The 24,857-nt window shown below is 60.7% G+C and carries 23 protein-coding genes, 1 pseudogene and 1 riboswitch; of the genes and pseudogenes, 12 read left to right on the plus strand and 12 right to left on the minus strand.

Annotation, left to right across the window (positions count from 1 at the left end; translation table 11 throughout):
- Window positions 1–144: 144 nt before the first annotated feature.
- Window positions 145–789: an MBL fold metallo-hydrolase gene (locus tag P5706_RS27810; RefSeq protein WP_200430828.1), complete on the minus strand. Its 645-nt coding sequence runs from the start codon at window positions 787–789 to the stop codon at window positions 145–147.
- A 136-nt stretch (window positions 790–925) separates the two neighbouring features.
- Here P5706_RS27810 and P5706_RS27815 point away from each other — a divergent pair, with 136 nt between their 5' ends.
- Genes P5706_RS27815 through P5706_RS27830 form a run of 4 tightly spaced genes read left to right on the plus strand, consistent with a single transcriptional unit; the run spans window position 926 to window position 4,362 of the window.
- Window positions 926–1,516, plus strand: a complete 591-nt coding sequence (locus tag P5706_RS27815; RefSeq protein ID WP_285683348.1) for a paraquat-inducible protein A — start codon at window positions 926–928, stop codon at window positions 1,514–1,516.
- Window positions 1,513–2,157, plus strand: a complete 645-nt coding sequence (locus P5706_RS27820) for a paraquat-inducible protein A (RefSeq protein ID WP_138816799.1) — start codon at window positions 1,513–1,515, stop codon at window positions 2,155–2,157. Before P5706_RS27815 ends, P5706_RS27820 begins: the two co-directional genes overlap by 4 nt.
- The gene (locus tag P5706_RS27825) at window positions 2,138–3,787 is read left to right on the plus strand and encodes a PqiB family protein (RefSeq protein ID WP_285683351.1); all 1,650 of its coding nucleotides are present in this window, start codon (window positions 2,138–2,140) and stop codon (window positions 3,785–3,787) included. The genes P5706_RS27820 and P5706_RS27825 overlap by 20 nt, the downstream gene beginning before the upstream one ends.
- 14 nt (window positions 3,788–3,801) lie before the next feature.
- The gene (locus tag P5706_RS27830; RefSeq protein ID WP_285683352.1) at window positions 3,802–4,362 is read left to right on the plus strand and encodes a PqiC family protein; all 561 of its coding nucleotides are present in this window, start codon (window positions 3,802–3,804) and stop codon (window positions 4,360–4,362) included.
- Between the two features lie 153 nt (window positions 4,363–4,515).
- Here the strand turns inward: P5706_RS27830 and P5706_RS27835 are convergent, their stop codons facing one another.
- The 5 genes from P5706_RS27835 to P5706_RS27855 all read right to left on the minus strand — a co-directional run bounded on the left by P5706_RS27835 (window position 4,516) and on the right by P5706_RS27855 (window position 13,607).
- A complete protein-coding gene (locus tag P5706_RS27835) occupies window positions 4,516–7,245 on the minus strand; it encodes a winged helix-turn-helix domain-containing protein (RefSeq protein ID WP_285683354.1) in 2,730 nt (909 codons plus the stop codon).
- 187 nt (window positions 7,246–7,432) lie between these two features.
- Window positions 7,433–8,797 (minus strand): DUF1329 domain-containing protein, encoded by a 1,365-nt coding sequence (locus tag P5706_RS27840; RefSeq protein ID WP_200430823.1) that lies wholly within the window; start codon window positions 8,795–8,797, stop codon window positions 7,433–7,435.
- A 43-nt stretch (window positions 8,798–8,840) separates the two neighbouring features.
- Complete coding sequence (locus P5706_RS27845; protein ID WP_285683357.1) at window positions 8,841–10,700, minus strand: DUF1302 domain-containing protein; 1,860 nt, start codon at window positions 10,698–10,700, stop codon at window positions 8,841–8,843.
- 333 nt (window positions 10,701–11,033) lie between these two features.
- Window positions 11,034–12,716: a fatty acid--CoA ligase gene (locus P5706_RS27850; RefSeq protein WP_200430821.1), complete on the minus strand. Its 1,683-nt coding sequence runs from the start codon at window positions 12,714–12,716 to the stop codon at window positions 11,034–11,036.
- 258 nt (window positions 12,717–12,974) lie between these two features.
- Window positions 12,975–13,607 carry a LysE family translocator gene (locus P5706_RS27855; protein ID WP_056859000.1) on the minus strand — a complete coding sequence of 211 codons (633 nt, stop codon included), beginning with the start codon at window positions 13,605–13,607 and terminating at the stop codon, window positions 12,975–12,977.
- 87 nt (window positions 13,608–13,694) lie between these two features.
- Between P5706_RS27855 and P5706_RS27860 the strand changes: the two genes are divergently transcribed.
- The 3 genes from P5706_RS27860 to P5706_RS27870 all read left to right on the plus strand — a co-directional run bounded on the left by P5706_RS27860 (window position 13,695) and on the right by P5706_RS27870 (window position 16,531).
- Window positions 13,695–14,657, plus strand: coding sequence for a 2-hydroxyacid dehydrogenase (locus tag P5706_RS27860; RefSeq protein ID WP_285683361.1), 963 nt, complete (start codon window positions 13,695–13,697; stop codon window positions 14,655–14,657).
- Between the two features lie 30 nt (window positions 14,658–14,687).
- Window positions 14,688–15,686 (plus strand): methyltransferase, encoded by a 999-nt coding sequence (locus P5706_RS27865; RefSeq protein WP_285683363.1) that lies wholly within the window; start codon window positions 14,688–14,690, stop codon window positions 15,684–15,686.
- Between the two features lie 50 nt (window positions 15,687–15,736).
- Window positions 15,737–15,858: riboswitch (yybP-ykoY riboswitch) on the plus strand.
- Window positions 15,859–15,946: 88 nt separating this feature from the next.
- Entirely contained in the window at window positions 15,947–16,531 is a 585-nt protein-coding gene (locus tag P5706_RS27870; RefSeq protein WP_101266603.1) for a TMEM165/GDT1 family protein, read from the plus strand.
- Between the two features lie 117 nt (window positions 16,532–16,648).
- Here the strand turns inward: P5706_RS27870 and P5706_RS27875 are convergent, their stop codons facing one another.
- Window positions 16,649–17,467: a M48 family metallopeptidase gene (locus P5706_RS27875; RefSeq protein ID WP_056859003.1), complete on the minus strand. Its 819-nt coding sequence runs from the start codon at window positions 17,465–17,467 to the stop codon at window positions 16,649–16,651.
- Window positions 17,468–18,779: 1,312 nt separating this feature from the next.
- On the opposite strand from P5706_RS27875, the pseudogene P5706_RS37280 reads away from it, so the two are divergent.
- Window positions 18,780–18,974: pseudogene (locus tag P5706_RS37280) on the plus strand (HAMP domain-containing protein); the annotation flags it as partial.
- A gap of 114 nt (window positions 18,975–19,088) precedes the next feature.
- Window positions 19,089–19,832: a methyl-accepting chemotaxis protein gene (locus tag P5706_RS37285; protein WP_502945540.1), complete on the plus strand. Its 744-nt coding sequence runs from the start codon at window positions 19,089–19,091 to the stop codon at window positions 19,830–19,832.
- A 113-nt stretch (window positions 19,833–19,945) separates the two neighbouring features.
- Here P5706_RS37285 and P5706_RS27885 read toward each other — a convergent pair whose 3' ends face one another.
- From P5706_RS27885 to P5706_RS27895, 3 genes are read right to left on the minus strand one after another with little or no spacing between them, the layout of a single operon-like run.
- Complete coding sequence (locus tag P5706_RS27885) at window positions 19,946–20,566, minus strand: SOS response-associated peptidase (RefSeq protein ID WP_285683372.1); 621 nt, start codon at window positions 20,564–20,566, stop codon at window positions 19,946–19,948.
- A 37-nt stretch (window positions 20,567–20,603) separates the two neighbouring features.
- Window positions 20,604–20,864: a putative signal transducing protein gene (locus P5706_RS27890; protein WP_017138212.1), complete on the minus strand. Its 261-nt coding sequence runs from the start codon at window positions 20,862–20,864 to the stop codon at window positions 20,604–20,606.
- Between the two features lie 12 nt (window positions 20,865–20,876).
- The gene (locus P5706_RS27895) at window positions 20,877–21,059 is read right to left on the minus strand and encodes a CPXCG motif-containing cysteine-rich protein (RefSeq protein ID WP_200430817.1); all 183 of its coding nucleotides are present in this window, start codon (window positions 21,057–21,059) and stop codon (window positions 20,877–20,879) included.
- 131 nt (window positions 21,060–21,190) lie between these two features.
- Here P5706_RS27895 and P5706_RS27900 point away from each other — a divergent pair, with 131 nt between their 5' ends.
- The gene (locus P5706_RS27900; protein ID WP_200430816.1) at window positions 21,191–22,354 is read left to right on the plus strand and encodes a 1-acyl-sn-glycerol-3-phosphate acyltransferase; all 1,164 of its coding nucleotides are present in this window, start codon (window positions 21,191–21,193) and stop codon (window positions 22,352–22,354) included.
- A gap of 169 nt (window positions 22,355–22,523) precedes the next feature.
- Here P5706_RS27900 and P5706_RS27905 read toward each other — a convergent pair whose 3' ends face one another.
- Entirely contained in the window at window positions 22,524–22,781 is a 258-nt protein-coding gene (locus P5706_RS27905; protein WP_200430815.1) for a hypothetical protein, read from the minus strand.
- A gap of 182 nt (window positions 22,782–22,963) precedes the next feature.
- Between P5706_RS27905 and P5706_RS27910 the strand changes: the two genes are divergently transcribed.
- Window positions 22,964–23,173 (plus strand): hypothetical protein, encoded by a 210-nt coding sequence (locus tag P5706_RS27910; RefSeq protein ID WP_017138216.1) that lies wholly within the window; start codon window positions 22,964–22,966, stop codon window positions 23,171–23,173.
- Between the two features lie 102 nt (window positions 23,174–23,275).
- Here the strand turns inward: P5706_RS27910 and P5706_RS27915 are convergent, their stop codons facing one another.
- A complete protein-coding gene (locus P5706_RS27915) occupies window positions 23,276–23,860 on the minus strand; it encodes a YajG family lipoprotein (RefSeq protein WP_159954279.1) in 585 nt (194 codons plus the stop codon).
- Window positions 23,861–24,042: 182 nt separating this feature from the next.
- Here P5706_RS27915 and P5706_RS27920 point away from each other — a divergent pair, with 182 nt between their 5' ends.
- Window positions 24,043–24,276 (plus strand): hypothetical protein, encoded by a 234-nt coding sequence (locus P5706_RS27920; RefSeq protein WP_200430814.1) that lies wholly within the window; start codon window positions 24,043–24,045, stop codon window positions 24,274–24,276.
- The last annotated feature ends 581 nt before the right edge of the window (window positions 24,277–24,857 follow it).

Raw genomic sequence — 24,857 nt, forward strand, 5'->3', positions numbered from 1 at the left:
CCGTGGCCACTTTCCCACCTGTAACAAAACATTGAACAGTATCCCCGCTAGATAAACCGTAGCAGGCCAAGTCTGAACGCGACCTGCCAAGACGATTCTTTCTGAAGAACAGCCTCGCCCGCGCAAATATTCCCTCCGCGCCTGTTACGCCCGCACGAACGGGTTCTCGCGCATCTCATCGCCCAAGCAGGTATCCGGGCCGTGCCCCGTAACCACCGTCGCGCCCTCGTCCAAGGTGTACAAACGCTGCTTGATCGAACGCACGATAGTCGCCTGGTCGCCACCCCACAGGTCGGTACGTCCCACGCCGCGCTTGAACAAGGTGTCGCCGGCGATCAGCAACTTGGCATCGGCAAACCAGAAGCTCATCGAACCCGGCGTGTGCCCCGGCGTATGCAACGCAACCCCGCAGCCACAGGCCAACTCCTCGTCGTCCTCCAGCCAGCGATCCGGCGACGGTACCGGTGTGTAGGGCACGCGAAACATCTGGCATTGCATTTCCAGGTTATCCCAAAGAAATTGATCTTCTTTGTGCAAGTGCAGCGTGGCGCCGGTCTTCTCTTTGAGCTGGCCGGACGCCAGGAAGTGATCCAAGTGGGCGTGGGTATGGATAATGCTCACCACCTTGAGGCCCAGCGCATCCAGACGCGCCAGGATCAGTTCGTGATTGCCGCCCGGGTCGACCACAATGGCTTTTTTGCTGATCGGGTCGCCGATGATGGTGCAGTTGCACTGCAAAGGGCCGACGGGGAAGGTTTCGCGGATCAGCGCGGGTTTTTCGATATTCATGGGCGTTCCTGCAAGCTCTATGGCACATTCCAGACGCAGTATGGTGGAGCTTGCCCCGGAATCGAAGGGCATCAGCTGCTAAGCTACTCGAGCGCCATGGAACCCGCACCGCAGCGTCGCGTTTGGAGCAAGGCTTATGGCCAATCAACGGATCATCTGTGAACACTGCGATTGCGTGTACGACAAGGTCACGCTCGCCAAACATCAAAAAGCCCTGTGCACCCGTTGCGCAGGCGTGTTGCAGCGCTACAACGGGTTGTCGGTGCAACAGCGCCTCGCGCTTACCATCACCGCAGCGGTGTTGTGGACCTTTGCCAATTTCTATCCGGTGATGAGCATCAGCCTGCAAGGCCTTAAAAACAGCGCGACCTTGTGGGACTCGGTGGTGGCGCTGAGCCTGGGGCCGATCACCTTTATTGCGCTGGTGGCGGCGATCTCGATCATCATCGCTCCGGTGTTTCAACTGCTATTGCTGTTGTGGGTGCTGAGTTTCGCCTTGACCGGCAAGCGCTCGCCAGCGTTCAAAGTGTGCATGCGCTGGCTTGAAGCGCTGCGGCCATGGAGCATGCTCGAAGTCTGCCTGTTGGGCGCGATGGTCGCGGTGTTCAAGTTGGCCGGCATGCTCGACGTGATCCCCGGCACCGGCCTGTTTGCCCTCGCCGCCCTCGCCTTGCTGCTGATTCGCATCGCCGGGCGTGATGTACGCGACTTGTGGGACGCCGTATGAACTCACCACCGACCGCGCGCGAACTCAACCTGTGCCTGTGCCACACCTGCGGCCAGCCGTGCGACATGCGCGACGAACCCAGCGAGTGCGAGCGCTGCGGCGCGCCGCTGCATCGGCGCAAACTCCATTCGCTGACCCGCACCTGGGCCTACATGCTCACGGCACTGGCATTTTATATCCCGGCGAATTTACTGCCGGTGATGAACACCACCATGCTCGGTTCCGGCGCAGACAGCACCATCATGAGCGGCGTGCTGGAGTTCTGGCAGCATGGCGCCTGGGACATTGCCCTGATCATTTTCATTGCCAGCATTGCGGTCCCGGGCATCAAGTTTGTCTCGCTGACACTGCTGCTGGTCACCGTGCAGCGCAACAGCCAGTGGGCGCGCAAAGAGCGCTCGAAGCTGTTTCGGTTCGTCGAACTGATCGGCTACTGGTCCATGCTCGACGTAATTGTGGTCGCGCTGGTGGCCGCGTTGGTGAAGTTCCAGGCGCTGGGCACCATCGAGCCGCGCCTGGGTATTTTGTTTTTTGGCCTTGTGGTGGTGTTTACCATGCTCGCGGCCATGAGTTTCGACCCGCGCCTGATCTGGGAAAACCCACACAACGAGGAGATCTCGGATGAGTTCACACAACACTGACACGCCTGCCGGCTCACCGGCGATCAAGACGCGGCGCTTCAGCGTTTCGCTGGTGTGGATCGTGCCGATTGTGGCAGTGCTGGTGGGCATCTCGCTGGTGGTACACAACGTGCTGCAACAGGGGCCGGTGATCGTCCTCAACTTCAAGACCGGCAACGGCCTGGTCGCGAATAAAACCGAGGTCAAATACCGCAACGTGGTGATCGGCCAAGTCTCGGATGTGGCCTTGAGCGATGACCAGAAAAGCGTCAACGCCACCATCAAGTTGGCCAAGCAGGCGGAAAGCTTCACCCGTGAAGACTCCAAATTCTGGGTGGTGCGCCCGCGCATCGGCGCCGGGGGCGTGTCCGGCATCGATACCTTGCTGTCCGGTGACTATATCGGCGCCGATATCGGCCAATCCGACACCCGCGCCAAACAGTTCAAAGGCCTGGAAAACCCGCCACCCATTACCTATGGCGAACCGGGCAAACGTTTCACGTTGCATACCCAGGGCCTCGGCTCACTGGATATCGGCTCGCCGGTGTACTACCGCAAGATCCCGGTGGGCCAGGTCGTGGCCTATGAGCTGGATGACGATGGCAAGGGCGTGAAGATCGAGGTCTTCGTGCATGCGCCCAATGATGTGTACGTCACCGAAAATACCCGCTTCTGGAATGCCAGCGGCATCGACCTGAGCGTCGGCGCGAATGGTTTCGCTCTGAAAACCGAGTCCTTGTCATCGATGTTGGCCGGCGGCATCGCGTTCCAGGCGCCGCCCTACAGCCCCAACGACAAATCGGCCAGCGAAGATCACACCTATGAGCTGTTCGACGACCAGCAAAGCGCCCTCGCCCCGCCCAACGGTCAAGGGCAATACATGGCCCTGCGTTTTGATCAGGCACTGCGCGGGCTCAAGGTCGGCGCGCCGGTGGAGTTCCTTGGGGTCGAGTTCGGCAAAGTGGTGTCGATCAACCTGGACTTCGATGCCAAGAAACGCAGTTTCCCGATCAACGTCGGCATCGTGATTTACCCGCAGTTGCTCGGCGAAGCCAACACCAAGCTGCTCAAGGCTACCAACCATGACCCCAACGATGAAGCGGGCGGCGTGCGCCTGATCGGCACCTTTATCGAAAACGGCCTGCGCGCTCAGGCCCGCAGCGGCAACTTGCTGACCGGCCAGCTGTACATCGCCCTGGATTTCTTCCCGAAAGCCGACAAAGTCGTGTTTGACCCGAACCTGCGCCCGGTCAACATTCCGACCATCCCCGGCAACCTTGAACAATTGCAGGAGAAACTCGAAGGTATCGTCAACAAGGTCAACCAACTGCCGATCGAGCGCATCGCCGGCAACCTCGACGGCAGCCTGGTCGAGCTGCGCAAAAGCCTTGCCCAGTTCAACGCCAAGACCCTGCCCGGCGTGCAGACCACCCTGGGCGACGTGAGCAAGACCTTGCAGTCGGCCAACTCAACCCTGGCCGAAGACTCACCGCAGCGTGAACAACTGACCCAGACCCTGGATGAACTGGCGCGCATGTCGCGCTCTTTGCGTGAGCTGTCGGACTACCTGGGCCGGCATCCGGAATCGCTGATTCGCGGTCGCCCTGACAGCGCCGCGCCAACAGACCTGCAAGGGCCACCGCGCAAATGACCATTGGAGCCGCCATGACCTTCCCCTTGAAACTCACCTTGGTCGCCGCGCTGGCGCTGCTCGCGGCGTGTCGCAGTGAGCCGATTGCGTTCCACACGCTTACCCCGGCGCACTGGAATAACAGCACACAAGCACAGGCCAGCGATATCCGCATTGAAAGCATCAGCGTGCCGCCTCAGGTCGACCGCGCGCAGATCGTGATTCGCCAGGGCGACAGTGGTGTGGCGATCCTTGAAACCCAATGGTGGGCCGCTACCCTGGCGGATGAACTGAAAAGCGCGCTGGTGGACCAACTGGCCAACAGTCACTCCCGGCAGCGCCTGTCGTTGCGCCTTGAAGTGCAGCGATTTGACTCGGTGCCGGGCCAATACGCACTGCTCGATGTGCGCTGGCGCCTGCGGCCCGCAAGCGGCGCAGATGCCGCACCGCTGACCTGCCGCACCACCTTGCAGACACCCGCAGGCCCGAGTATTGACGACTTGGTAGCGGCGCATCAGAACAACCTCAAGCGCTTCGCCGCGCTGGTCAGCAAAACCGCCGACACGTCGCTGAAAGCCTGCCCGACTGCGCCGTAGCGAGACAGTCAGACCAGTGTGGGAGCTGGCTTGCCTGCGATAGCATCACCTCAGTTTGACTGGTAGACCGAGGTGCCTGCATCGCAGGCAAGCCAGCTCCCACATAAGCCAGCTCTCACACATATCAGCTCCCACGGGAAAGTTGCCGCATTATCAGGCCAGCAGCCCCATCGACTTGGCCCGTGCCACTGCTTGAGTCCGGCGCTCTACACCCAGCTTGCTGTTGATATGGCTGGCGTGGGTTTTCACGGTGTGCAGGGAAATAAACAACTGATTGCTGATTTCCTGGTTGGAACACCCTTGGGCAATCAACTTCAGCACCGCCAGTTCACGTGCGCTCAAGGTTTCATGATTCGGTGATGCCTCAACGATCGCAGCCACCGGCAACAGCGCCAACAAACTCTGGTTCAGCAAACCATGAGCCTCCCGGCCAAGCTGTTCACGCATCCAATCCGGATAACTCTCCAGCAACCGCTGAAAGGGTTGCAACGCCCCACCGGCGCCCGCCTCAAGGGCGCGGGCCAATACTTGCCGGGCTTGGTCTTGCTGCCCGCACTCCAGCAGCAACTGCGCCTGCTGGGTCAGGGCCATCAGGGCAATCATTTGCCGCCCACTGTTGTGCGCCTGCTGCGCCAGCTCCTCGAGGCGTTGCAACGCGGAGGCCGGCTGATGACGGGTGGCGTCCAACGCAGCCTGTTGCAGCCCGATATGTTGCGGCAAGTGCGGGTGGAACTCCGGCGCGGCGGCGGCGTGTTCACCGTTGTAGGTTTGCCCCAGCCGGGTCAACCAGGCCTCGGCCAAGTCAGTGCGGCCTTGAGCCAGCCACAGCTCGCATTTGATCAGGGTGATCATTGCCAAGTAGTAGATCGGCGGCACATCCCAGATGTGCATCAAGCGCTCAGCTTCGGCAAGCTCGGCAAACGCCGTGGGAAAATCCCCCCGGCGCCCTTCAAAGCTGGCAATCACACAATGCCCGATCAGCACGCTGATATCCCGGCAAGCACGGGCTTCGTTCAGACCCGCGCGTAAACGGACAAGGCCGGCCTCGGGCTGATAGCGCACCAGCAATAAGTAGCCCTCGTAAAGCGACAACCGCGCGCGCACCGCGTACAGCCGCTGCGGCGCCAAGCCGTGCAGGCGTTGCAGGCCCTGACGCACTTCGTCCAGGGATCGCAGGATTTCGCCGCGCGCCTGCAGCACCCGCGCGCGATCGTAATGGGCCAACGCCTCGAACAGCGGGTTACCGACGCGCTGCGCCAGCTCCAGGGATTCGCGATTCAGGCCACGGGCACGCCACAAGTCGGCATCGACGATGGCCAGGTTGGACAAGGTCGACAGGCACATCAGGCGCTGGCCATAACGTTTTTGCGGCAAGCTTTCCAACGCCTCGCTGCAGTAGCGCAGGGTCGACTCACGATCGCCTCGGCCACGGGCGATAATCCCGCTCAGCGCCAACCATTGGGCCAGCATCGACTTTTGCGCAGTGGCCGATGGCGCCGGCAGGAAGCGGCTGAGGTAACCGGAGAGTTCTTCGGCCGCATCCAGTTGGCAGGCCAGGCCCAATGCCCAGCTGTAGAGCACGATCAAACGCGGCGTGCTGATCAGCAGGCTGTCGGGCAAGTCCATCTTCCAGCGCAGCAGCATGCCGACATTCTGCTCGGCCAGCAGTTGCTCCTCCGACAGGTTCTGCACCAGGTTCGCCGCCACATCCAGATGGCCGGCGCGCAATGCCTGCTCCACTGCTTCATCGATCAAGCCCTGGGTGTTGAACCAGCGGCAGGCACGCAGGTGCAGGCTGGCAATCGGCACGGTGGAACTGCTCGCACGTCGAGTACGCAACAGGTCGGAAAACAGATGGTGATAGCGATACCAGTGGCCCTGCTCATCGAGCGGCACCAGAAACACTTGGTGGGCCTGCAAATAACCGAGGATGTGCGCGCTGTCGTGGGCTTCGCGCACGGCGTCGCACAAATCGCTGCAAAAACGATCCTGCGGGGCGGTGTCGTAAAGGAAGGCTTGCACCTCTGCCGGCAGGCAATCAATGACTTCTTCGAGCAGATAGTCGCGGATCAGCCCTTCGCCACCGTGCAAATGTTGCGGCAACGCGGCTTCATTGCCAGCTTCGGAGAGGGCCAGCAGCCAGAAGCGCAGGCCAGCCACCCAGCCCTCGCTGCGACGGATCAGGTTGTCCAGGGCTTCGCCGCGCAACGAGCTGCTGTGCCTGTCGAGTACGGCCAGCGATTCGTCGTGGGTCAGGCGCAGGTCTTGTTCGTGCAGCTCCAGCAGGTGGCGCGAGAGTCGCAGCCGCGCCAGGTGCCAGTCCGGGCGCTGGCGGCTGGTGACCAAAACCAGCAGCCCATCGGGTAAATGATTGAGGAAAAATTGCAGGCAGCGGTCCAGCACCGGGCCCTGGGCCAGATGGTAGTCATCCAGCACCAGCAGCAAGGGCGCGCGCGTGGACAGGTGCAGCGTCAGCTCGTCGAGCAAGCCGTCGAGCCATTCTTCAAAGGCAAAGGGTTGGTGACGCTGACGCATTTTCAGCAAACCCAGGGATTGGGCGCCGAGTTGCGGGAAATATTGCTGCAAGCCGTCGAGCAAGCGCTCAAGGAAACGGCCGGGGTCGTTATCTCGCGGGCTCAGGCCCAGCCACAGGCTTTGCCAATGCGCCGGCAGGCTCTGACAAAACTCCACCGCCAACGAACTTTTGCCGAACCCGGCCGGGGCACTCACCAGCAACAGTCGCCCTGCAAGACCCGCGCTCAAGCGTTCGCACAGGCGCGGGCGCAGCACATAGCCATCAGGCAAAGGCGGCCTGTAGAAACGCGCTTCCAGGGTCGGAATCACCGCGCTTGCAGGGCCTTGGATTCGGGACAGATCAGTCATCGCCGGGCTCTTGTAGAAGGCTGTTGTCGGCATTGCAGATGTCCGCAGACTAGCGGTAAAAGCGGCGGGTTTGTAGATCTTTGCGACATTTGCCTGAAAAAGAACTGCGACAAAAAATATCCCCGCATAAAAAAGCCCCGAACCAGTCGGGGCTTAACGCTGAGGATGCGGCCTCAGTTAAAGCAGCTTAGCGAACCCCATCCTGGCGCAGGGCCGCCGGGGAGAAGTCTGCGGTGGAGGCGGTGAAACCGAAGTCATACGCCTGCTTCTCTTCGTTCTTCATGCCCAGGGCCAGGTAGCGGCCGGACTGCAGGTCGTAGAGGGTTTCGATGGCGTACCACGGCACTTGCTTGTCGTAGTAGTTCTCGGCATGGGCTTCGGCGACGCGCCACAGTTGGCCGCGACCGTCGTAGTGGTCGATAACCGCTGCTTGCCAGGTGTCTTCGTCGATGAAGAAGTCACGCTTGGCATAGATGTGACGCTGGCCTTCCTTCAGGGTCGCAACCACGTGCCAGACGCGGCGCAGCTCGTAGCGGGCCAGGTCCTGGTTGATGTGGCCGGCCTTGATGATGTCGGCATATTTGAGCTTCGGATCGTCGATCTTGTAGCTGTTGGAGGCGATGTAGATTTCTTTCTTGCCTTCAAGCTTCCAGTCGTAGCGGTCCGGTGCGCCGTTGTACATGTCGAGGTTGTCGGAGGTACGCAGGCCATCGGCAGCGGTACCCGGCCCGTCATAGGACACTTGCGGCGCCCGGCGCACACGGCGCTGGCCGGCGTTGTAGACCCACGCCGAACGCGGCTCTTTAACCTGGTCCAGGGTTTCGTGCACCAGCAGCACACCACCGGCCAGACGCGCCGGTGCGGTGACTTGCTGCTTGAAGTAGAACAGCACGTTGCCGGGGTTTTTCGGATCGTAGTCCTTCATCTTGTCGCGGAACACGAACTGATCGCGGAAGTACACCAGGCTGAACGAGCCGTTGGTTTGCGGCGTGGCCTGGGTTACCAGGCGGGTCACGCTGCCACCGCGATAGCGGGTGATGTGGTTCCAGATAACTTCCACGCCGCTTTTCGGAATCGGGAACGGAACCGCGGTTTCGAAGTTTTCCAGGCCGTTGCCGCCAGACACCAGGTTGGTGCTGGTGGCGTTCTTCTTGATCGAGGCAAACACCTCGGCCGGCACGGTAGCGCCGCGATGGGTCGGGTAGACCGGCATCTTGAAGGTGTCCGGGTAGCGCTTGAACATCGCGTACTGCCCCGGCGCCAGCTTGTCTTTGTACTGCTCGACGTTCTGCGCGGTGATAGTGAACTGCGGCTGTTCGCTGGCATACGGGTTGGCCAGGAAGCCACGGGCATCAACGGCGCCGGCATTGGTAGGCAGCGGCGACCATTTAGGAATGGTGCCGGCCGCGTTACCGGCCATTTCGGCGCCCATCGGCGTCAGGGTCGTGCCCAACTTGGCGGCTTCATCCGCCGAGACTGCCGCCATGACGTTGCTCGCCAGGATCGACAGCCCAAGCACACCCACGTGCAACAGACTTTTAGTTATTTTCATGTTCTGGTTCTTCCTGAAAACAGACTGCTTAAAGAGGTTGTGCTTAGAAGTTCACGCCGGCGCTCAGCGCGATGAAGTCACGGTCATCCACGGTGGTGAACTTGCCACCAAAGAAGTTGGTGTAATTCAGGCTGACGGTGTAGGTGTTCTGGTACTCGGCATCCACACCCAGGCTGACGGCCTTGCGACCTTCTTCAAAGTTGCCTCCAGGGCCAGGCGAATAGCCTTTGACGTCATGGGACCAGGCCACGTTGGGCTTGAGGTTTACACCGGCAAACACATCCGGGTATTCCCAGATGGCCCGGGCGCGATAACCCCAGGACGTGGCGGTGGTGTAGCCGTCGTTGTTGCAGTTGGTGTTCAGGCCGGACGCATTCGGCAGGCCTGCGCCGTTGGCTGTCGAATTGTTAAGCGCATTGCAGAAGCCGCCAGGCAGCGTGCCAGGGCCGAAGACCGGATCACGGCCATAACGTGCCTGGTTTTTGCTCTCGAGGCCGCCCACATGAGTCACGCCGATTTCGCCCACGGTGGTCAGGCGAGTAGCGCCCATGACTTGGTCGAAGAAGTGCGTGAAGGTGGTCTGGAACTGGGTCACTTCCTTACGGTTGTAGCCATGCAGGTCCTGGCCCGGTGTGCCCTTGAGCACCGATGCATTGCCAAAGCCCGGAATCGGCGTGACGCCCGCGTACAGGATATCGGTGGTGCTCAGTTGTACCGGCGCGTTTGGCCGGTAGCTCAGTTCACCACTCCAGGCAGTGCCGGTAGGCAGCGTGGTGGAGAAGCTCAAGCCGTAGAGGCGGATATCTTCCGGGTACTCAACGAAGTACTGGGAGCTGCCTGCCACGATCAATGGACGCAAGGCCGCCAGCGGCCCCAGCGGACGGGTGTAGGCCGAGTTTGGCGCGCCGGTGGCGCTGAAGATCGGCGCACGGCTGTGGTAGTTCATGAAGTACGCACCGAACTCCGTGTCCAGTGGCTCGAAGTTGTAGTGCATGGCCACGCCGAACTGGCCGCTGTCGCGTGCATCACGGTCACCGCCGCGACGTACCAGCACACCTTCGTTGTTTACATCCACGCCCAGGGCATTAAGGGTCGGCAAGGCCGCGCCAGGGATGGTGGAGCGCTTGTTCAGCACCCGAAGGTTATTGCTGCAACCATCCGAGATGACGTCCGGCTGGGAGAAGAATGTACCGCAGTTATCGGTGACGGTCTGGTCCCATTCCAGCTGATAAAACGCTTCGGCCGAGAGGTTATCGGTCAGGGTCTGCGACACGTAGAACATGTTGACCGGAATCAAGCCTTCCTTGATTTCGGCGCCCGGACGACGGAACGCGGACACGTCGATCGGGTTGATGGAGTTGATACCGCCACCAATGAAGGTACTTTCACCCCAGCTCACTACCTGCTTGCCAAACCGCACGTTACCCGGCTGATCGGCGATGGTGTAGTTGTGGTAGATGAAGGCATCGAGGATCTGCCCGCCGGAAGACTTGGCGCCCTCTTTGCGGTTGTTGTTGCTGACGTTCTTGAAGTCCAGGTCTTCGTTTTGCAGCGCGAAGTCATACCAGTACTTGCCACGCACGAAGATGCCGGTGTCGCCGTATTTCAACTCAAGGTCATGGATACCCTTGAAGATCTTCGAGAAGGAATCGCCCTTGTCGAAGTTCAAGTGGCCGTCATCGGAGGTCTGCGACAGCCCTCTGCCACCGTTGTTGGCACCGATCAGGTCTTTATTGCGACCGGCAGTCGACCAGCTCGCCCCCACCGACAGGGATGAGTCGAAGCTGCCTTCGATTTCACCGATGTTGAAACTGACGCCGAATGCAGGCCCGGCGAGCGTAGAAGCGAGACTGACGGCCAGGGGCAGTCTTGCCCGGCGCCAGAACTGGTTTACTGAGGTCATCGACGCTACTCCATGTGCATTATTGTTATGGCAGTGAGTTCTTTCTTCTGGATGCATGTAACGGCCGGAATACAACGATTCCAATGCCGAACGGCAACCGGGCCCCCATGGCCCGCAGCGCAACATCCGTGAAAAACTCTGAGATGGACTATAGCCAGCAGGGGGTAGCGCTTGATCCCTCTAAAGTGTGATTTGCATCACCAACCTGTCTGCCACAACCCTTTCGCCACGCCGACAACGGTCGGCGTGGGAAGGATGGCTGAAAATCCTGAAATCACAAGTGAAGCCGCGAGTTAGAGCATTGCCGCGCCCGAACGGGCGCGGCGAAGGGGGTCAGAGCGTGGACAGGAACGTGCTGTTGTTGGCCTGCCACTCGATAATGTCAACGCGGATACGTTTTTTGTCGAGTTTGCCGACACTGGTCTTGGGAATTTCAGTAACAACGGCGATCTGGCTTGGGATCGCCCACTTGCTCAAGTGGCCCAACTCCACGAACGGCTTGAGGTGCTCCTTGAGCTCGCGGGCACCTATCACATGGCCATCACGCACCACCAGCAACGCAAACGGGCGCTCGCCCCACTGTGGGTCGGCGATGCCCACCACCGCTACTTCGCGTACCGCCGGGTGACGGCTGACCAGATCTTCGAGGGCCAATGACGAAATCCACTCGCCGCCGGTCTTGATCACGTCCTTGATGCGGTCGCGAATATCGATCACGCCAAACGCGTCCAGGGTGGCCACGTCACCGGTGTGCATCCAGCCGCCCTCCCACAGCTCGGCGCCCTTTTGCGGCTCGTTGAAATAACCTTCGCTGAGCCACGGCGCACGCAGCACCAGTTCGCCCTGAGACTCGCCGTCGGCAGGCAAGAAGTTGCCGTCGCCGTCGACAATCGCCGCTTCCACCAACGGCCCGGGCACGCCGGCCTTGATGCGGTAGGTGGTGCGCTCGTCCTCGGTACCCGCCATCAACTCTTCGTTGAGGTGAGCGCAGGACACCAGCGGCCCGGTTTCGGACATGCCATACGCGGCCGTCAGCTGAATGCCCCGCGCCTTGGACGCTTCATACAACGTGCGGTTAAGCGCGCTGCCGCCGATGACGATTTTCCAGCCGCCAAAATCCACGTCCTGGGCGGCCTTTGCGTTGAGCACCATTTGCAGGATGGTCGGCACACAGTGGGAGAAGGTGACCTTTTCTTTGCGCCACAACTCCACCAGGTATTCCGGGTCGTAACGGCCAGGGTAAACCTGCTTCAAACCGAGCATGGTCGCCACATACGGCAGGCCCCAGGCATGCACGTGGAACATCGGCGTAATCGGCATGTACACGTCGTTGGTGCCCAGCAGGCGCACGCTGTCGACACTGCCCATGATGGTCGCCACGCCCATGGTGTGCAGCACCAATTGGCGATGGGTGAAGTACACGCCTTTGGGGTTGCCGGTGGTGCCGGTGGTGTAGAAGGTGGTGGCGACGGAGTTTTCGTCGAAGTCCTGGAAGTCGTACTTGGGGCTGGCGGCCGCCAGCAAGGTTTCGTACTCGCCGACCAGGTTGGGCAAATCGGCAGTCTTGGCGTCGGCGTCGGTGAGCAGCAGGGTCTTGTCGACGGTGGTCAGATGCCCGGCAATCGCCTGGTAGAGCCCCACGAACTCGCTGTTGACCAGCACAAAGCGGTCCTCGGCGTGGTTCATGGTGTAGAGAATCTGTTCCGGCGACAGGCGCACGTTGATGGTGTGGATCACCGCGCCGATCATCGGGATAGCGAACATGCACTCCAGGTAACGGTGGCTGTCCCAGTCCATTACGGCCACGGTGTCCCCGGCCTTGACCCCGGCCTCGGTGAGCACATTGGCCAGGCGCGCGACCCGCTCGATCAGGGTTGGGTAGGTGTAGCGCAGCTTGTCGCGGTAGATGATTTCCCGGGTCTTCTCGTAACGCGCCCCGGACATCAACAGGCGTTTGATCAACAGCGGGTATTGGTAAGCGCCTTCGGCGGGCGGGATAACACGGGTCTGCAACATACGAATCCCTTATCTGACTGCACGGTCTTGGCTAAGACCTGCACTGTAGAGCGCTAATGTTTCAGCCAAATCAGCCAAAGGAATGATTTGCAGCGGCCAATGAATGCTAGCTTTGCGCCATTACTGGAGCCTTATAGCGATTCCCTGTGGGAGCTGGCTTGCCTGCGATAGCGTCGCCTCGGTGCAACTGATACATCGAGGCGCCTGCATCGCGGGCAAGCCCGGCTCCCACAGGGACCGTGTGTTACCCGTGTGGCGTTATTTCATGCTGGTAAACGCCAACTTCACACCAATGGCAATCAGCACCGCGCCCATGGTCCGATCAAACCAATGGCCCATCCGCGCAAACCCGGCGCGTACGCGCTGCTGGCTGAACAGCATGGCCACCAGGCAAAACCACAACGCCGTCGCCACCGCCAGGTACACACCGTAACCGGCCTGGATCGCCAGCGGCGTGTGCGGGTTGATCACCACAGTGAACAGCGACAGGAAGAACAGCGTGGCCTTCGGGTTCAAGCCATTGGTGACAAAACCTGCGGTAAACGCCCCGCGTGGGGTGCGCTCGCCCACTTCGCGGTGCAACTCGCCCTCGGCCGGCGGCTTTGCCGGTTGCGCGCGCAGGGCCTTGAAGCCGATGTACAGCAGGTACGCAGCGGCGGCCCACTTCAGCGCGTTGAACAGCACAATGGACTGCGACACGATCAAGCCGATGCCCAGCAGCGAGTAACCCACGTGCAGGAAAATCGCCGAGCCCACGCCCAGCGCAGTCCAGGTGCCGGCGCGACGGCCATGGGTAACACTTTCGCGCACCACCACGGCGAAATCCGGGCCGGGGCTGGCCACCGCCAACAAGTGAATCAGGGCTACGGTCAAAAACTCGGCGACGTACATGTTCACTCCATTAAGTAACTGATTATTTCATCTGATAGGCTCGGCAGATTACGCCTTCGAACCTCGTCGCAAAAGGTACAGTTGAGAATGAACAATCGCCGCGCCGTCTTCCTTGATCACCCGTCCCTGGACCTGGGCGACCTCGACCTCAGCGAGCTGCGCAACAGCTTCAGTGACCTTGAGCTGTTCACCGACACCTCGCCACAGAATGTGCTTGAACGTGTACACGGCGCCCAGGTGGTGATCAGTAACAAGATCGCCCTTAACGCGCAAACCCTGGCGGCCTGCCCCGAGCTCAAGCTGATCCTGGTGTCGGCCACCGGCACCAACAACATCGACCTCGACGCCGCCCGCGCGCACGGCATTACCGTGAGCAATTGCCACGGCTACGGCACGCCTTCGGTGGCGCAGCACACGATCATGCTGCTGCTCAACCTGGCGACGCGTCTGAAGGACTATCAACAGGATGTGGCGGCCGGCAAATGGCAACAGGCCAAGCAGTTCTGCCTGCTGGACTACCCGATTGTCGAGCTGGAAGGCAAAACCCTCGGCCTGCTCGGCCATGGTGAACTGGGTGGCGCGGTGGCACGCCTGGCCGAAGCCTTCGGCATGCGCGTGGTGCTCGGCGCCATTCCCGGGCGCCCTGCCCGCGCCGACCGCGTGCCGCTGGATGAGTTGCTCGCACAGGTCGACGCGCTGACCTTGCACTGCCCGCTCAATGAACACACGCGCGACTTCATCGGTGCCCGCGAACTGGCGTTGCTCAAACCGGGCGCGTTTATCGTCAACACCGCGCGCGGCGGTTTGATCAACGAACAGGCGCTGGCGGATGCCTTGCGTAGCGGCCATTTGGGCGGCGCGGCCACCGACGTGCTGAGCGTGGAACCACCCGTGAATGGCAACCCGCTGCTGGCCGGCGACATTCCTCGTTTGATCGTCACACCCCACAATGCCTGGGGCAGTCGCGAAGCGCGCCAGCGTATCGTCGGCCAACTGGCTGAAAACGCCCAAGGCTTTTTCAGCGGCGCCCCGCTGCGTGTCGTCAGTTGATAAACTGCGCCCCTTTTCAAGGAGCAGACTATGGATCCGCGCAGTGAAGTACTGCTTCGTCAGGCCGAACTTTTTCAAGGCAACCTGCTGCTGGTAGGTTTGCCCGCCGACGACTTGCTCGGCCGCCTGCCCAATGCCCACGGCTGGAGTTGGCACGCCGGCGATCAGGCGGCACTGGATGCGCGCTTCCCCGAGCGCAGCCAGTTCGGCGTGAACGTGCCCGAACGCGGATTTGATGCGGCGGTGATTTTCCTTCCAAAATCCAAAGACCTCACCGACTACCTGCTCAACGCCGTGGCCGCACGCTTGCCCGGTGCCGAGCTGTTTCTGGTTGGGGAGAAAAAGGGCGGCATCGAAAGTGCCGCCAAGCAGATGATCCCGTTCGGCAAGCCGCGCAAGCTCGACAACGCGCGGCATTGCCAACTGTGGCAAGTCACCGTGGCCACTGCCCCACAAGCGGTCGAGCTGGAAAGCCTGGCGCAAGTCTTCGAAGTGCCACTGGCCGAAGGGCCGCTTAAGGTGGTGAGCCTGCCCGGCGTGTTCAGCCACGGCCGCCTGGATCGCGGCACCGAGCTGCTGTTGGAGCATCTGGACAAGCTGCCAAGCGGGCATTTGCTCGACTTTGGTTGCGGCGCCGGCGTGCTTGGGGCGGCGGTCAAACGCCGCTACCCGCATAACAGCGTGACGATGCTCGACGTGGACGCCTTCGCCGCCGCCAGCAGCCGCCTGACCCTCGCAGCCAACGGCCTGCAAGCCGAGGTGTTGACCGGTGATGGCATCGACGCCGCGCCGATGGGTTTGAACGCGATTTTGAGCAACCCGCCGTTCCATGTAGGCGTGCACACGGATTATTTCGCCACGGAGAACTTGCTGCGAAAAGCAGCGAAACACCTGGCAAAAGGCGGCGAACTTCGACTGGTTGCCAACAGCTTCCTCAAGTATCAACCGCTGATCGAAGAGCACCTGGGCGTGTGTGCGATCAAGGCTGAAGGCAATGGTTTTCGCATTTACCGTGCCAAACGCGGCTAATGGCGATTTGAAAAAGAACGCTTGCCGAATGGATTTTGCCTAGGCAGAATCCGCTCCGTCCTAGGGGAGTAGTCTCCCACGAGCGCCATGCTCGTCCGGCATACGTCAACATACTTGGTCAACAGACCATGGCGTATGCGACCCAGGAGTCCGCACAGACGGACCGGGGTTTGACAAGACCTATGACACGCACACCTTACCCGGGGCGGGAAGGCTGTACGTGTCATAGCCGTGTCGACCCGCCCCTGGAAACTTACCTGATGCTGGATTCATTACTCGTACCTACCGCAATCGTTGCCTTGGCCGAAATCGGCGACAAGACGCAACTGCTCGCGCTCATCCTTGCCGCACGCTTTCGCAAACCCTGGCCGATTATCGCCGGCATTGTCGCCGCGACCCTGGCCAACCATGCGGCCGCCGGTGCCGTGGGGGCCTGGTTCGGCAGTTTCTTCTCGGATGCGGTGTTGCACTGGATCCTCGCAGCGAGCTTCTGTGCCACGGCGCTGTGGACCCTGGTGCCGGACAAACTCGACGATGACGAAGCCAGTACCACGCGCAAGTTCGGGCCGTTCCTGACCACGCTGATTGCGTTCTTCCTCGCCGAAATCGGTGACAAGACCCAGATCGCCACGGTGATGCTGGCGGCGCAGTACCCGGAGTTGTGGCTGGTGATTATCGGCACCACGCTGGGCATGCTGATTGCCAACGTGCCGGTGGTATTGGCGGGCAATTTTGCCGCGGAAAAACTGCCGCTGACCTTGATTCGTCGACTGGCGGCCACGGCGTTTTTCATCCTGGCAGTGGTGGCGGTGTACAAGGCCATGCAAAGCAGCGGCTGGATCTAAACCCGATGTAAACCTGTGGGAGCTGGCTTGCCTGCGATGGCATCACCTCGGTACACCTTACAAACCGAGTCGCCTGCATCGCGGGCAAGCCCGGCTCCCACACTGGACCGCGTTAACTCAGGATTTTTTGGCCTGTTGGTAAAGCGGCATCACCTTCGGAATCGCCGCCTGCAACGAAGCGATTCGGCTGTCGGACGCCGGGTGAGTGCTCATGAACTCCGGTGGCGCGCCTTCAGAAGCCTTGGCCATCTTGTTCCACAAGGTGATCGCGGCATTCGGGTTGTAACCGGCGCGGGCCGAAAGCTCCAGGCCGATCAGGTCGGCTTCGTTTTCATTGGCACGGCTGTTAGGCAACGTCATACCGTAGTTGGCCACGGTATCGGCCAATGCCAGGCTGTCCTGGCCCAGACCGAACAACGCACCAGCGCCCTGCTTGGCCATCTGGATGCCATACGCCTTGGACATGGCCTCACGCCCGTGTTCACGCAAGGCGTGGGCAATTTCATGCCCCATAACGGCAGCCAGTTCGTCGTCGGTGAGCTTGAGCTTGTCGATCAACCCGCTGTACACGAAGATCTTGCCGCCAGGCCCACAGTTGGCGTTCATCTCATCGCTTTTGATCAGATTGACTTCCCACTTCCACTGCGCCGCGTCCGGGCGGAAGGTCGGCGCCTGGGCGATCAGGCGGTTGGCGATGGCCTGCACGCGCTTGGCGTTGGCGCTGGTCTTGTCGAGCATGCCCTTGCCACTCGCCTCGCCCAGCGTCTGCTGGTAGGACTGGGCATACATCTGGTCGACTTCCTGGCTCGACAGCATGCTGAACATGTACTGCTTGCGCTCCACGCCCACGGCGCCGCCGCTGGTGGTGTTAACCGACTGGCAACCTGCCAGCAGCATCGCTGCACTGAGTACGCTTACTGCCAATGACTTTTTCATGATGCTCTCCCTGAAAACCTGGCGCGTATCGTAGGCGGTCATTTGTATCAACGCCAGATACACACGACGTGTAACCGCTAACTTTCAGATACATCCCACACACCCACAGCGGCGGCGAACAGCCCGTTTGCGACATCTCGCACTATTTTGCCCGCCAAGCCTTAAGCCTCCAGAGCCGATGGCCGATACAACAAGGCAGCCCACCTGCCCTGCGCCTGGAGCCTCCATGAAATTCAAATCGATTCAGTTTTCTGTCGCCGCATTGACCGGGGCCATCGTGCTGAGTGTGGTTGCAGTGCTGGTGCTCTATGCAGTGTTCGCCGGTGCCCGCACCCAGGAACTGGTGCAGGAGCGAACCCAAACGCAATTTGAGCAGATCATCGAGCAGCGCCTCACCGCTCTGGCGCAAACCCAGGCCACGCTGATTCAGCGCGAACTGGAGGCACCACTGGTGACCGCCAAAGGCCTGGCCACCGCCAATGCGCTGCTGGCGATGAAAGACGCCAAGGGCGAACCCGCGCTGCAGGTCGGCCGTGAGCAGTTGATCAACCTGTTGCATGAAACCGTGGTGCGCAACCCGAAAATCCTCGGCGCCTACATTGGCTGGGAACCCAATGCCATCGACCATAACGACGCTGCCTACGTAAATACCGCGATTGTCGGTATGGCCGCCGACGGCCGTTTCCTGCCGTGGTGGTACCGCAATGCCGATGGCAGCCTGGGCCTGGATAAACTCGCCGACGTCAACGACCAGAACATCCTGTCCACCGGCGTGCGCGCCAGTGAGTACTACCTGTGCTCCAAAGAGAGCAAGAAGCCCTGCGCCATCGACCCGGCGCCTTATAAAGTCGGCAACGCGATGGTGATGCTCGCCTCGTTTATCGAACCCATCATGGTCGACGGGGCGTTTCAGGGCATCGTCGGTGCCGACCTGTCGGTGAACTTCATCCAGGACATGCTCACCCGCGCCGACCAGAACCTGTACAACGGCGCGGGCGAACTGGCGCTGATCTCCAGTAACGGTCGCCTGGTGGCCTACACCAAAGACGCCAGCAAGCTCGGCGAAAAAGCCAGCGACCTGCTCGACAGCAACGAACTGGCCAACCTGGGCCAGTTGAAAGTCGGCGAAGTGCGCTACGACATCGACAAGCAACACGGGCATATCGAGCTGTTCCTGCCCTTCAACATCGGCCAGGCCGAAGCGCGCTGGACGCTGATGCTGCAGTTGCCGTTGAGCGCGGTGATGGCCGACTCGCAAAAGCTGCAAAGCGACCTGCAAGCCCAACGCAAGACTGACACCTTCGGCATGGCCATGGTCGGCCTGTTAATCGCCGGTATCGGTTTGCTGGTGATCTGGCTGGTGGGCCATGGCATTGCCCGCCCGCTCAAGCAAATGGTGGCGATGCTCAACGATATCGCCCAGGGCGAAGGCGACCTTACCCGCCGCCTCACCAGTGATCGCGCCGATGAGCTGGGCGCGATTGCCAACGGCTTCAATACCTTCCTGATCAAGTTGCAGGGCATGATCACTCAGGTCGTGAGTTCGGTGCAGAAGGTCAGCGACTCATCGGAACACACCGCCGACATCGCGATTCGTACCAACCAGGGCGTGCATAAACAGATGGTCGAGATCGACCAGGTGGCCACCGCCGTGCACGAAATGACCGCTACCGCGCAAGACGTGGCGCGTAACGCCACCCAGGCCGCGCAAGCCGCCAACCATGCCGACCAGGCCGCCAGCCAAGGCATGCGCATTGTGCGCGATACCTCCACCTCCATCGGCGCGCTGGCCGAAGAAATCGGCAAGGCCGTCGGCGTGGTGCAAACCCTTGCCAAGGACAGCGAGAACATCAACGCGATCCTCACGGCGATTCGCGGGATTGCCGAGCAGACCAACCTGCTGGCGCTCAACGCCGCCATCGAAGCGGCCCGCGCCGGTGAACAAGGCAGAGGTTTCGCCGTGGTCGCGGATGAAGTGCGCAACCTGGCGCAAAAAACCCAGAAAGCCACCGAAGAAATCCAGACCATGATTCAGCAGTTGCAACAAGGCACGCGGGATGTGGTGCGGGTGATGGAGGACAGCCAGCACCGCACCGACGAAAGTGTGCAGCACGCAGCGAAAGCGGCCGAAGCGCTGGAGACGATTACCCAGGCGGTGTCGGTGATCAACGACATGAACACGCAGATTGCCAGCGCGGCCGAGGAGCAGAGCGCGGTGGCCGAGGACATCAATCGCAATGTGATCAATATCGGCCAGGTGGCCAATGAGGTGGCGGGTGGTGCGGATGAGTCCAGTGCAGCGAGTGCGGATTTGACCAAGTTGGCGGAGCAGCAGCGGCGGTTGATCAATCAGTTCAAGGTCTGAGACCGCTATCGCAGCGATGCGGCGACCCGACAAGCCAGCTCCCACATTTTGATTTGTGAACACCGTCAAATGTGGGAGCTGGCTTGCCTGCGATGAGGCCAGCAAAGCCAACCTCAACCCGGAGTCAGGCACTCCGGCCCATTCAACTTGGGATCATTGACCATATTCGCCAGCACCCGCTCGCGCAACGCCGCAGGCTCGCTGGCCAACAAGCCCTGCAAAACGTGCAGCGGCGTCTCAGGATTCAGCCATGCCTCCTGCCCCGCCGCATCCAGAATCAACGGCCGCCGCTGACTCTGCGCGGCTTGGGTCACCACCGCGGTACTCAGCCACACCTGCTCCTGCACCGGATACGCTTCCCAAATCGCCGCAAAAAACAGCGTCGAGCCTTCACCCGGCGTCAGCCAGTAGGGGCGCTTGCGCTGGGTGCCACGCCATTCGTAAAAACCATTGGCCGGCAGCAAGCATCGGCGCCGGCGCAAGGCTTCGCGAAACATCGGTTGTTCGGCCAGGGTTTCGGCGCGGGCATGGGCAGGCGTGCGCGAAAGGTCGGTGAGCCACGGTGGCGTGAGGCCCCAGCGCGCACGTGCCAGGGTGCGCTGGCCTTCGCTCAGGCGCTGGATCAGCACCGAATCATTCGGGGAAATATTCCACTGGGCCTGCTGGTCGGCCGGGAAGCCCGGCAAGGCAGCAAAGGAAGGGTTCCAGCGAAACAGGGCATAACGTCCACACATGGGGCAACACGACTCTTGGGGTAAACCGACCGACAGCCTAACAGACCAACACGTCAGGGAAGCTGTCGGGTTCATCGCCGGGCATGGGTTGCGCGCCGTTATAGGCCGTTATCAATTCACGGGCGTAGGCGGCCTGGTCGTTGTCCACTTCCAGGCCCAGCAGGCCGAAGATCGGCAATTCGCCAGTGCCTCCGAGCAAATGGCGCCCCACCAGGTGCGCCTCGATGCCTTCGCTGGCGAGCATCTGTTGCAGCAGCTCGCCTTCCATCAGGTTTTCCGGTTCGTAGATTCGCTGCATTGCGTGTACCTGTTACTCGTTCTCGCTGCGCACGTTCAGCATCCATTCGTCATCGTGCACTTGCAGGTCGAAAATAATCGGCCGGCAACATACCGGACAGTCTTCAATGTATGACTGATCGCCGCCGGAAAGGTCCAGAACCGCCTCAGCCGGTTCACCACAATAAGGACAATCGTACGACTCGGTTTCCAGCATCGCGGTCTCCCAGGTGACTTGTGCGTATAATCGCCGGTCTATTTACAGGGCTATTCACGGCAGCGCCACTATTGCGGCCGCACCCTGATGTTTCCTTTACTTACCCTAGCCGTTTCTAACAAGAGAGCATGATGGGCGAATTCGATACCATCCGACCTTACAACGACAGCGAAGTCCCGGCCGTGCTGGCGCGTCTGTTCAGTGACAAGGCCTTTCTGGACATCCTGACCCACTTCCGCTTCCCGCGCTTTGCCGGCGCCCTGGGCTGGCTGCTCAAGCCGATGATCGCCCGCAAACTGCGCCGTGAATTTGCCGGCGTCACCACCGTGGCCACGCTGCAGGACAAAGTCGAGTATTACGTCGATCACACCATTGATCGCGCGACCGACGGCGTGACCTATACCGGTGTCGAGCAGCTCAAATCCGGCACAGCCTACCTGTTTCTGGCCAACCACCGCGATATCGTGATGGACCCGGCCTTCGTCAACTATGCCGTGTACCACGCCGGCCTGCCGACACCACGTATCGCCATCGGCGACAACCTGCTGCAAAAGCCGTTTGTCAGCGACCTGATGCGCCTGAACAAGAGCTTCATCGTGCACCGCTCGATCACCGGGCGAAAGGAGAAGATGGCCGCGTATAACCTGCTGTCAGCCTATATCAACCATTCGATCCGCAACGACTGCCAGTCGATCTGGATCGCCCAGGCCGAAGGCCGGGCGAAGGATGGCGATGATCGCACCGAATCGGCGATCCTCAAGATGTTCCACGTCAGCCGCAAAGACGAGCCGTTTGCCGAGGTGATCCAGTCATTGAACCTGACGCCGGTGTCGATCAGCTATGAATACGACCCATGCGACAGCGCCAAGGCCCGCGAGCTGTACATCCGCGCCACCACCGGCACCTACACCAAGGCGCCGGGCGAAGACGATGTGAGCATTGCGCTGGGCATTACCGGCTACAAGGGCCGCGTTCACGTGAACTTCGCACCGCCGATTACCGAGCGTTTTGAAGACACCAAGCTGCTGGCCGTGGAAATGGACCGGCAGATTCTCGGCGGTTATCGCCTGTTCCCGGTGCACTACCTGGCGTATGCGCAGTGGAGCGACGCCGACCCGCAATTGCAGGTGCCGACGGCAGCCGAGGTGTTCCCGGCCGATGAGTTGGCCAAGGCCAAAGCGGAGTGGGAACGGCGTTTGAATGAATGCCCGGTGGAACACCGACCGTTTTTGGTGGTGCAGTATGCGACGCCGGTGAGGAATCAATACCGGGTCAAAGCCGGAATTCCCCTCTAAACACCACCAAGGTGTGGGGCATCTGTGGCGAGGGAGCTTGCTCCCGCTGGACCGGGCTGGCGCTCCAGTGCGTAGCGCTCCCATCTTTTTGGGGCCGCTTCGCTGCCCAGCGGGAGCAAGCTCCCTCGCCACAACAAGCCAGCTCCCACATTTTGGTTTTGCGGTGGTTTTAGAGGTGCGTACTGAGCCAGGAGACGGCCAGCGCCAGGGCGAGGCAGGCAAACCCGACGCGGTAAGCCAGGCGATGCGACCGTTCGGTTCGCACATCCAGAAACAACATCGGTTGGTCGATTGCCCGGTCTTCGCTTTGGGCGGTCAGATCGGCCAGCGCTCGCTGCTCGCGCAGGCGGGTAATGAACAGCAGCGCTGCACCCGGGCAGGCCACCAATAAAGCCACAGCATTGATCAGCAGTGCGGGCAGCGCCATCGCAAACCTCGGTAGACGAGTGTCTTGGTATCTATTCAGATACAAACCTGAATGATATTGGCCTCCTGCCGCTGAAACGTTCCGTCCCCCATGTACGGTTAATGTATCCAGTAATTTACAGCGTCACCTGAACGTCACCTTAACAAGCCACTCTGTTGCCCTTCGACGCTTAGGAGCTTGTCATGCTGCACGCACAAAACCAGGATCGGCTGTACCTGATCGCCCAGAACGATGAACAGGAAGCGCTGGTCGGCGGCCTTGCGTTCAACGTTCAGGACCGTCACTGGCTGGTGTATTGCGCCCTCGGCGGGCACCAGCATGCCGACCTGCCGGAGCTGGACCTGCTCACTGGCGTGAGTGTGCTGGACTTTTATGTCGAAACGGCTGCATGAAGGCTGCAGGCATAAAAAAACCGGGCTCATTGCTGAGCCCGGTGATCGTTCCCACGCGCTGCGTGGTAACGGCGATCGGGGCGCTCCGCGCCCGCCTGACAGTTACTGCGAGCTGAGAAGCGAACCGATGCTTGGGTCTTTGAACAAGCGCGTCAGGGCATCACTCAACACGTCGCTGACCAGCTTGGTGTTGGTTTCCTGGTTCGGCGACATACCGAAGCGCTGGTTCAGGGACGCACCGTAGCGGCCACTGTAGCGGCGTGTACCGGCACTGACGTCGGACTTGAAGGTTGCGCCGATGGAGGCTTCCGTCACATACAGGCCTTCTTTGGGCGACTGGTACTTCAGCTCAGCCAGGGTGATGGTCAACTGCGGCGCGCCCGGCGAGTTAGCCGGGGTGAAGCCCAGCAGGCGCACGGCGGCTTCAGCCTGGGCTTGCAGCTTGGGCAGCACGTCCTGGCCTTGTACCGAAATCAGCGCAGTCTCAGGGTACAGGCCACCACGGGAACCCAGGGTGGGCGAAGGACGACCATCTACCACGCGCACCGACACCGGCTGGCCATGGCCGACAGGCGCCAGTTGCGCCGTGACTTTAGGTTGCGGGCTGAGTTGTTGCGGGCTGTTGGCGCAGCCAACCAGGGTCAAACTGGTCACAGTGATCAAACCGAACAACAGGCGTTGCAACATACTCATTTCTCCAGGACTGGGTGCAAACAGGCCGCCAGTATAACGGCGCATGCGTGCCACTCACCAGCCATCCTGAACGGCAGCTGAAGGCGGGTTCAAATTACAATTTCGCGTAATTTCGTCACTCCACTGTCATGGCACACTGGCAACCTTCAAGCATGTAACGTAACAGGTACAAAGCCATGCGCCTTCTTAAATCATTGTTCATGTCCCACCCCCGTCATCGCCACTACGCACGGCTGGATGCCAATGGCCATTGCGTGGCGTTCAAGCAGTGCAGCCTGCCACCCGTGGGCGACGGCTGGGTGGAGGTCTCGGAACCCCATCTGGGCTGGATGCACCGCCCACTGCCGATGAGCGCTCGAATCAGCCCGCAGGTTGTCCACACGCACTCGCGGCACGCACTGGCTTCCTGAACGCCCTAATAAAAGTCATAAAACACGCCCATTTCCCTGGCGTTCTTCGCTACAATCTCCCCCCGATTATAAGGACGTCTCCTGATCGGGCCTCGCAGCATCGTTAATGCCTCGGTATTAACCCCCCAATCGCCCACAGAGAGCCGCCCACACAGATCGAGTGAAGCTGGCGCGCTTGCTGTTTTCTTTGCAAACCACCTCTCTTTACCGAATCTGCCAGAGCTGCCATTGCGCTCGGCCACTTGAGTTGTTTGCCCGTCTTGCCGCGTGTCGGCGGGGGTTTACGGGCCAGGTGCCAGGCTGGGGCAGCCCTTTTTTGAGGTTCACGTCTTCAAAAGAGCGTGAAAAAACGGGTTTTCACAACTTCACAAGAGTGTGGCGAGCAAATGAATAGTTTGGCGTTTGTACAAGCACCATCAGCGTCTGGAACAGCCCAACCACACAGGACCGAGTACTCCTCAAACACCGGAGCTTGAGCCTGTCCGCTACGGATTGACTGCACGAATCGCACGCTTTGACCATAAGTCGAATTGCCACAGGCGCCCATGAATGCGTTCATAGGCAGATTAGCCCGGCAGGAA

The sequence above is a fragment of the Pseudomonas sp. ChxA genome (genome assembly GCF_030263855.1).
Lineage (GTDB): Bacteria > Pseudomonadota > Gammaproteobacteria > Pseudomonadales > Pseudomonadaceae > Aquipseudomonas > Aquipseudomonas fluorescens_CB.